This window comes from Virgibacillus aidingensis (genome assembly GCF_010994035.1).
GTDB lineage: Bacteria > Bacillota > Bacilli > Bacillales > Amphibacillaceae > Virgibacillus_N.
This window is the reverse complement of the sequence record NZ_WIXN01000034.1, coordinates 20,106-27,124: the sequence shown is the minus strand read 5'-3', so window position 1 is coordinate 27,124 and position 7,019 is coordinate 20,106. Positions and strand designations below refer to the sequence as shown.

Sequence of the window (7,019 nt, the reverse complement as noted above, 5' to 3'; positions counted from 1 at the left end):
TTTTGTTCAGTTTTCAAAGAGCAAATTTATCATTGTCGCTTGTTTTGCGACAAGATTATATTATATCACCTTAAGCAGTTCATGTCAACACATTCTTTGTTTCCAATTTCATCTGCTCAAATTGGCGACTCTTTAACAATACCATGATCACCGGCTGGATGTCAAGAAAAATATTCTGTTTCCTGTCGGTAATTCATGTCGCCGTTTTTTGCGACGAATTTAACTTTAACATGGTTCTACCGCAAAGTCAATGGTAAAAATAAAGCGTTAATCGCACTGGAGTCCGCGTCTGCAATTTACTGTTTATTTATAGATCCGTTGTTAAAACGTCCGATTAAACGGGGGATTTTCCATATAATAATCCCCCGGTCAAATCCACTATATAGTAAGTATGCAAAAACCAGCTTTAATGTTCCTGCCCGCTAGGTGCATATTTTTGCTCATAAAAGCCGGGATCCTTCATTTCCTCTTTTACTGATCGGATAATTTTTTTATCCAGTAAATAAGAAAAGATGGCCGACAGATCCAGTGAGTATGGATCCACCATTGGCATGGACTTTAACTCCGAATATGACCATGCATTATCCCTTGTTCGCATAATATTCAATAGATGCCTTACCGAATCCTCCGATCTGGAGCTGATAATAAAATCCATTGCAATCAGCATAAGCTGGATACGTTTTTCCATGTCTTCCTTACTGTTAATAAACTCCTCATATAGTTTGTATACTTCCATATCAATCTGCCTTAACTGTCTCCATACCGTCACTTCCGGATAATACCCTTCTTCTATTACCGCCAGTCTTGCCAGATAATGAAGTGAATACAGGATTTTACTGTACGCATCTTTCGTTTCCCCCAATTCAAATAAATATTTCGCTTCATTATAGCTTTTGACAAGCTTGCCAAACTCGATTGTCTTTCGCAGTTCTCTTTTATGAACGGGAAAATCTCTCAGCTCATTTTTCAACTTAAAGATATACCCACCATTATCGAGCAATACCTTTCCGTATATGATCCATTCCACCGCACGGCGGTATCCGCTCGTATCAATCCAGTTCATCAGTGTTCCTTCATTTACAACATGCAGTGCCACGGATTTCCCGTCAGTTTCAAAATGCTTGGCATTCCAGGTTTTATTAGTATTTTTTACGATAATTAAAAGGATAATATCAAAGCCATCGGTAACCGGACTATTCGGTTCTGTTTTTTCCATCATTAAAATACCCATTGTGTTTAAATCATTTGCATAATCTCTATATAAAGGCTGAAGATGTTGATCCATCCTAGATCTCCTCCAAATCATTTGTCTTTAATATATTTCGTTACAATTAGATGAAATCCTGTTTCTGTAACAAAATTTTAATAAAAATATGATATACTACATAGTGAAATATTGAAGGAGGACCAGCATGGCACAATTAGTTTATTCCAGTAAAATAAACAAAATAAGAACCTTTGCCCTGTTATTGATTTTTGGCGGGATCCTGCTGATGTATGGCGGACTGTTAAGCCGCGGGACAGATTGGCTGATGTTTACATTCTTTGCACTCGGCGTCCTGATGGTATTGCTCAGCTGTGTTGTTTACCTATTTATTGGCACGCTCTCTCTTAAAGCTGTCCCCATCGTCTGTCCAAGCTGTGAAAAGCCGACTAAAATGCTTGGCCGCGTCGATGCCTGCATGCATTGCAAGCAGCCGCTGACACTTGATAAAGATCTGGAAGGCAAGGAATTTGATGAAAAATATAATACACGGCGTTACACCAGGGAGAAGAAGAAAAAAGAGAAGCAATAAAATCGGATCAGCTCCTGATTAACGCTTCTTCTTTGTCAACAAGAAATCCGTATTATTTCAGTACGGATTTTTTTAATGACTTTTTCATATTCATATGGGTTATTTTATGACAGTTATAATTGCTTTCAATCCTGTTTGAAAAGAGGTATAGAAATGATTTTGGTTATCGACAATTATGATTCCTTTACATATAACCTCGTCCAGTATATCTGGCAATTGGATCTGGAAGTATTGGTAAAAAGAAATGCAGATATTACGATAGAAGAAATCAAACAAATAAAGCCAACTCATATTCTGCTATCGCCAGGTCCCGGGAATCCGGATAACGCCGGTATAAGTTTAAAGGTGGTTGAGCATTTTCATCGCAGCATTCCGATACTTGGCGTGTGTCTTGGCCATCAAATAATTGCTCAATATTTTGGTGCGAACATCATTAAAGCCAAACAGCCAATACACGGTATGGTTTCCCTCATTCGACATGACTGCAAGGGAATTTTTCAATCCGTTAAAAACCCTCTGTCTGTAACAAGATATCATTCGCTGATTGTTGATCGAAAAACACTGCCTGACTGTCTTGAAATCAGTGCCGTTTCGGCCGATGGAGAAATCATGGGAATACGGCACAAAATTTGCCCTGTTGAAGGTATTCAAGCCCATCCGGAAGCTATTCTAACAGAACATGGGCTTGATTTGTTACATAATTTCTTTGCTGGGAGAGGGGTAATTAAAAGTGTATCCGAAGCTTCAATTTGATTTTGCTGATGATCAAGGTAATAAGAAGCCATTATTATTTAATAATCCGGGAAACATTATTACTGCTGCCACAACAAATGAAGTCATCCATGCCCTGGAAAAAGTACAGGATGCCGTTAATAAAGGTTATTATGCTGCCGGTTATCTTTCCTATGAAGCAGCCCCTGCATTCGATCAAGCGTTTCAAGTACATACAAATCATCGTATGCCGCTTCTATGGTTTGGTATTTTCGACCAGCCTGCGCCGGAGGAAAATGACATAGAAAAAAAGTTCCATGCGACAGACTGGGTCCCGCAAACCGGCATGGATGAATACTGCCGGAATATCAATGTTATTAAAGAAGCAATTGAAGCAGGGGATAGTTACCAGGTGAATTACACGATTCGCATGCAGTCCAATTTCAGTGGAGATTCGAAATCGTATTATAATCAGCTGGCGAAAAATCAGTCAGCCAATTACAGTGCCTACCTTCATATAGATGATTTTTCCATACTATCCGTGTCCCCCGAATTGTTTTTTCATTTAAAGAATGGAAAACTGACTGCCAAACCAATGAAAGGAACAGCAGCAAGAGGCATGAATCCTCAGGAAGACAAGGAAAAAGCAGCATGGCTATATCATTCGGAGAAAAATCGGGCGGAAAATGTAATGATTGTAGATTTACTCAGAAATGACCTGGGTATGATTGCAGATGCCGGAACCGTACAGGTGCCAAAGCTTTTTTCCATCGAAAGATATCCAACCGTCTATCAAATGACATCTACCGTAACTGCAGGAATACCTGAGGAAATAGATTTAGCTGCTATTTTCAAAGCTTTATTTCCTTGCGGCTCCATTACTGGTGCTCCGAAAATAAGTACGATGAATATTATTCATGAACTGGAAAAAGATCCGCGCGAAGTATATTGCGGTGCAATCGGGTTCATTACACCGGATCAGGAAGCAATATTCAACGTCCCCATCCGAACCGTCATGATCGACCATAATACAAATATTGCTCAATATGGTGTTGGAGGCGGTATTACCTGGCATTCCGATAAACGGGAGGAGTATGAGGAAATATTGACAAAAGCAAAAGTACTGCAGGGAAAGCATCCGGATTTTTATTTATTGGAAACGATCGGCTGCCTTGATGGAGAGTTCGTTGTTTTACACGAACATATGGAAAGGCTTGAACAATCTGCTTCCTACTTTCATTTTCCCGCCGATATAGGAAAAATAAAGAAGGAACTGCTTGATTATAAACAGAAACTGAACGGCGGGAATTGGAAATTACGCCTGCTGCTGTCCAGGAATGGAGAGATAAAAATAGAGGCTCAGGAAATTTCGCCGATGGATACTTCGGTAAAAATCGCCCTCGCCAAAACGCCGGTCGATAAAAATGATATTTTTCTTTATCATAAAACAACGAACAGGGAAGTATACAAGGAAAAACTGCAGGAATATAAGGATATTTTTGATGTACTGTTATGGAATGAGGATGAGGAATTAACCGAGTTTACAATGGGAAATGTCGTCGTTGAATTGAATGGAGAGCTCTTTACTCCGCCTGTTTCCTGCGGTTTGTTGGATGGCACCTTTAGAAAATATTTATTAAGGAAAGGAATCATCAAGGAAAAAATCATTAAAGTGGATCTGCTTCCGAAATGCTCAAATGTGTGGTTTATTAACAGCGTAAGAAAATGGATACCTGTGGAATTCAAATATAAAAATCCAAATGTGTGAGACATTTGGATTTTTTGATAAACATATAATTATTGCTGTGGAGCTGCTGCAGTCTGGCAGTTTTCACATTTCCCGTAGACTTCCATTCGATGATGACTTACATCAAACCCTGTTACTTGTTCGGCCAATGATTCCACTTCATCCAAAGAAGGATAGTGAAAATCAACAATTTTGCCGCATGAATCACAAATAATATGATAATGGTCTTCTGTATTGCAATCAAACCGGCTGGATGAATCTCCATAAGTCAATTCTCTAACAAGTCCGATTTCACGCAATACGCGTAAATTATTATATACTGTTGCAACACTCATATTCGGGAATTTTCCTTCCAGAGCCTTGTAAATCTCATCGGCTGTTGGATGAACCATAGAATTTAAAAGGTATTCAAGCACCGCATGGCGCTGTGGTGTAATCCGGACGCCTGATTCTTTTAATGTGTCCATGGCTTCCTGTAAGCGCTTTTCAGACATCGTCATCCACCTCACTTCCGATATTTATACTAAATCAATAAAATTATTAATTTATAATCTTTATAAATAGTTTACGCTCTATATGTGATTTATGTCAAATAAATAATATTATACGATTAAAGAGAGAACAGCGATAAAGATATGAAAACCGGGAATTCTACCGAAACTTCGTGTCTCCTGCCTACACGAGGCAAATGGCGTTCACCGCATTCATGGTAAGCAATTCAACACTCATAGAAATCGACCGGCCATCATCTGCAGCCGATCGAGAGTAACGGAAAATCAATCGTTATTTATGAAAAGTCGATCGACCACCACTTGTAATCGATCGACTTTCGTAAAAAAATTTCCCGGTACCCAACAATTCTTAAATATCCGTTATAAGCGGCCGTTCTTTCCCGCCAAGCTGCTTATTTACAAATCTGGCTGCAACGAATAAAAAGTCGGACAGCCTGTTTAAGTAAGAGACAACCAGCGGATTCACGTCTTCCACCCCAATTGCCGTCCGTTCTGCCCTTCTTGCAGTAGTTCTGGCAGCATGCAGGGCACTTGAAGCGCTATGGCCTGATGGCAGAATAAATTGTTTCAATGGTTCAAGTTCCTGCTGCCACTCGTCAATCTGTTTTTCCAATTCATCAATATGTGCTTCCTTCAGCTTCCAGGCTACCTCTTTATCAGTTGGTGTCGCAAGCTCTGCGCCCACGTGAAATAAGATTGTCTGTACCCGGTGCAATTTTTCGATAAAATTATCCTTGCCTTCAAAATCCTCATTTTCCAAGAAGCTGAGCCCCCAGCCAATCATGGAGTTTGTTTCATCACAGGTTCCGTACGCTTCCACACGTATATCATTTTTTGCAACCCTTCTGCCATAAACAAGGGATGTTTGCCCTTTATCTCCTGACCGTGTATATATTCTTGCCATGATTAATACCCCCTCGATACATCTATTTTATTAACAAAATCATCTTTTCCTGATTGATAAATTTGCAGGTTCTCATCAAAAATAGCTAATGCCCGCCTTACATAATGCCTGGACTTTCCTGATAAATGAGGTGTTATCGTTATATTCTCTTCCTTCCAAAAAGGGTGCTCTGCGGGCAGCGGTTCTTCTTCAAATACATCCAATACAGCATGGGCAATTTCATTATTTTGTACAGCTTTTAATAGATCTTCCTTTTTCACAAGATCCCCTCTGCCCATATTGAGAAAAATACTGTGGTTTGGCAGCTGCTCGAAATAATCATACGTAAACAGTCCCTTCGTTTCCTTTGTGCTTGGCAGTACAGCAACGACGAGGTCTGCATGCGGAAGGAGACTTTCCAAATCCTTTGTCTGGTGATTTTCATCAAAGTGAGTGACTGGTTTGCCGCTCCTGGAAACGCCCACTGTCGTAACACCAAAGGCCTGGGCAAGACGTGCCACCTCCTGGCCGATTGCTCCCGTCCCCAAGATAAGCATTGTCCTCCCTTTCAATTCCTGCATACGTACGGTGCGATCCCAAATATGTTCCTTTTGATTATTCAATAATGTCTTTGTCTCTCGAAGAACCTGCAGCAGCATGGAGATCGCATACTCGGCCATTGGTGTTTTATGAATACCGCGTGCATTTGTCACGTATATTCCTCTTTCCCTGATTTCTTTAAACGGCATTTTTTCCATCCCCGCGGAAATCACCATAATCCATTTCAGCTTGTCTGCTCTTTTTATTAAATCAGCATGAAGATCCTCGCCATACGTAACAAGAATTTCCGCTTCCTGTAAATATGCTTTGGCTGTATTCATGTTATCAGAGAATATAAATGACTGATCCGGATATTTTTCCAACAAAGCATCCTTATGCTTTTGAGAAATTTTTGCGGAAAAAAGAATCACGATAAATCCCTCCTTGTTCACTCTTACTTCTATCATAAATCTTTTTTTACTAAATGAACAATAGGAAGATATTTAATTGAGAAAAGCCTTTTTTAAGTCAGGTATAAAATGAGTAAATTTATTTTAACTTTATCTGTTATGCAAATATGCAGGGATAAAAGGGAAGAACTATAACCAGCAGCATACCGATTAAAATATCGATCAGCCTTTTAAATGTATGATACACTGCCGTTTGTACAGCTCTGCGCTGTTCTCTTTTATTTTTCCGGCAAAATTCAATTCCCGGTTACTAAAATGATCTTTTTATAAAAATTGATGATACAAGCGCTTATTTAAGTATTTTGCAGCTCTTTATATAACTTCTGCCCTGTTTTAGCCTCCCCATATTAAGTTTGTTTA

7 protein-coding genes are annotated in these 7,019 nt (G+C 39.5%); 3 read left to right on the top strand and 4 right to left on the bottom strand.

Annotated features, from left to right (window positions below):
* Window positions 1-406 precede the first annotated feature (406 nt).
* The gene (locus tag GHD25_RS19140; protein ID WP_164219889.1) at window positions 407-1,285 is read right to left on the bottom strand and encodes a nucleotidyltransferase-like protein; all 879 of its coding nucleotides are present in this window, start codon (window positions 1,283-1,285) and stop codon (window positions 407-409) included.
* Between the two features lie 127 nt (window positions 1,286-1,412).
* Here GHD25_RS19140 and GHD25_RS19135 point away from each other — a divergent pair, with 127 nt between their 5' ends.
* The 3 genes from GHD25_RS19135 to pabB all read left to right on the top strand — a co-directional run bounded on the left by GHD25_RS19135 (window position 1,413) and on the right by pabB (window position 4,275).
* A complete protein-coding gene (locus tag GHD25_RS19135; RefSeq protein ID WP_164219887.1) occupies window positions 1,413-1,796 on the top strand; it encodes a DUF2614 family zinc ribbon-containing protein in 384 nt (127 codons plus the stop codon).
* 153 nt (window positions 1,797-1,949) lie between these two features.
* Window positions 1,950-2,549, top strand: a complete 600-nt coding sequence (locus GHD25_RS19130; RefSeq protein ID WP_164219885.1) for an anthranilate synthase component II — start codon at window positions 1,950-1,952, stop codon at window positions 2,547-2,549.
* Window positions 2,527-4,275, top strand: a complete 1,749-nt coding sequence (pabB, locus tag GHD25_RS19125; protein WP_164219883.1) for an aminodeoxychorismate synthase component I — start codon at window positions 2,527-2,529, stop codon at window positions 4,273-4,275. The genes GHD25_RS19130 and pabB overlap by 23 nt, the downstream gene beginning before the upstream one ends.
* A gap of 29 nt (window positions 4,276-4,304) precedes the next feature.
* On the opposite strand, the gene perR is transcribed toward pabB, so the two are convergent.
* The 3 genes from perR to GHD25_RS19110 all read right to left on the bottom strand — a co-directional run bounded on the left by perR (window position 4,305) and on the right by GHD25_RS19110 (window position 6,620).
* Entirely contained in the window at window positions 4,305-4,748 is a 444-nt protein-coding gene (gene perR / locus GHD25_RS19120; protein WP_164219881.1) for a peroxide-responsive transcriptional repressor PerR, read from the bottom strand.
* Between the two features lie 367 nt (window positions 4,749-5,115).
* Window positions 5,116-5,670, bottom strand: a complete 555-nt coding sequence (locus tag GHD25_RS19115) for a cob(I)yrinic acid a,c-diamide adenosyltransferase (RefSeq protein ID WP_164219879.1) — start codon at window positions 5,668-5,670, stop codon at window positions 5,116-5,118.
* Window positions 5,671-5,672: 2 nt separating this feature from the next.
* Window positions 5,673-6,620: a D-2-hydroxyacid dehydrogenase gene (locus GHD25_RS19110; protein ID WP_240452440.1), complete on the bottom strand. Its 948-nt coding sequence runs from the start codon at window positions 6,618-6,620 to the stop codon at window positions 5,673-5,675.
* Window positions 6,621-7,019: the final 399 nt, after the last annotated feature.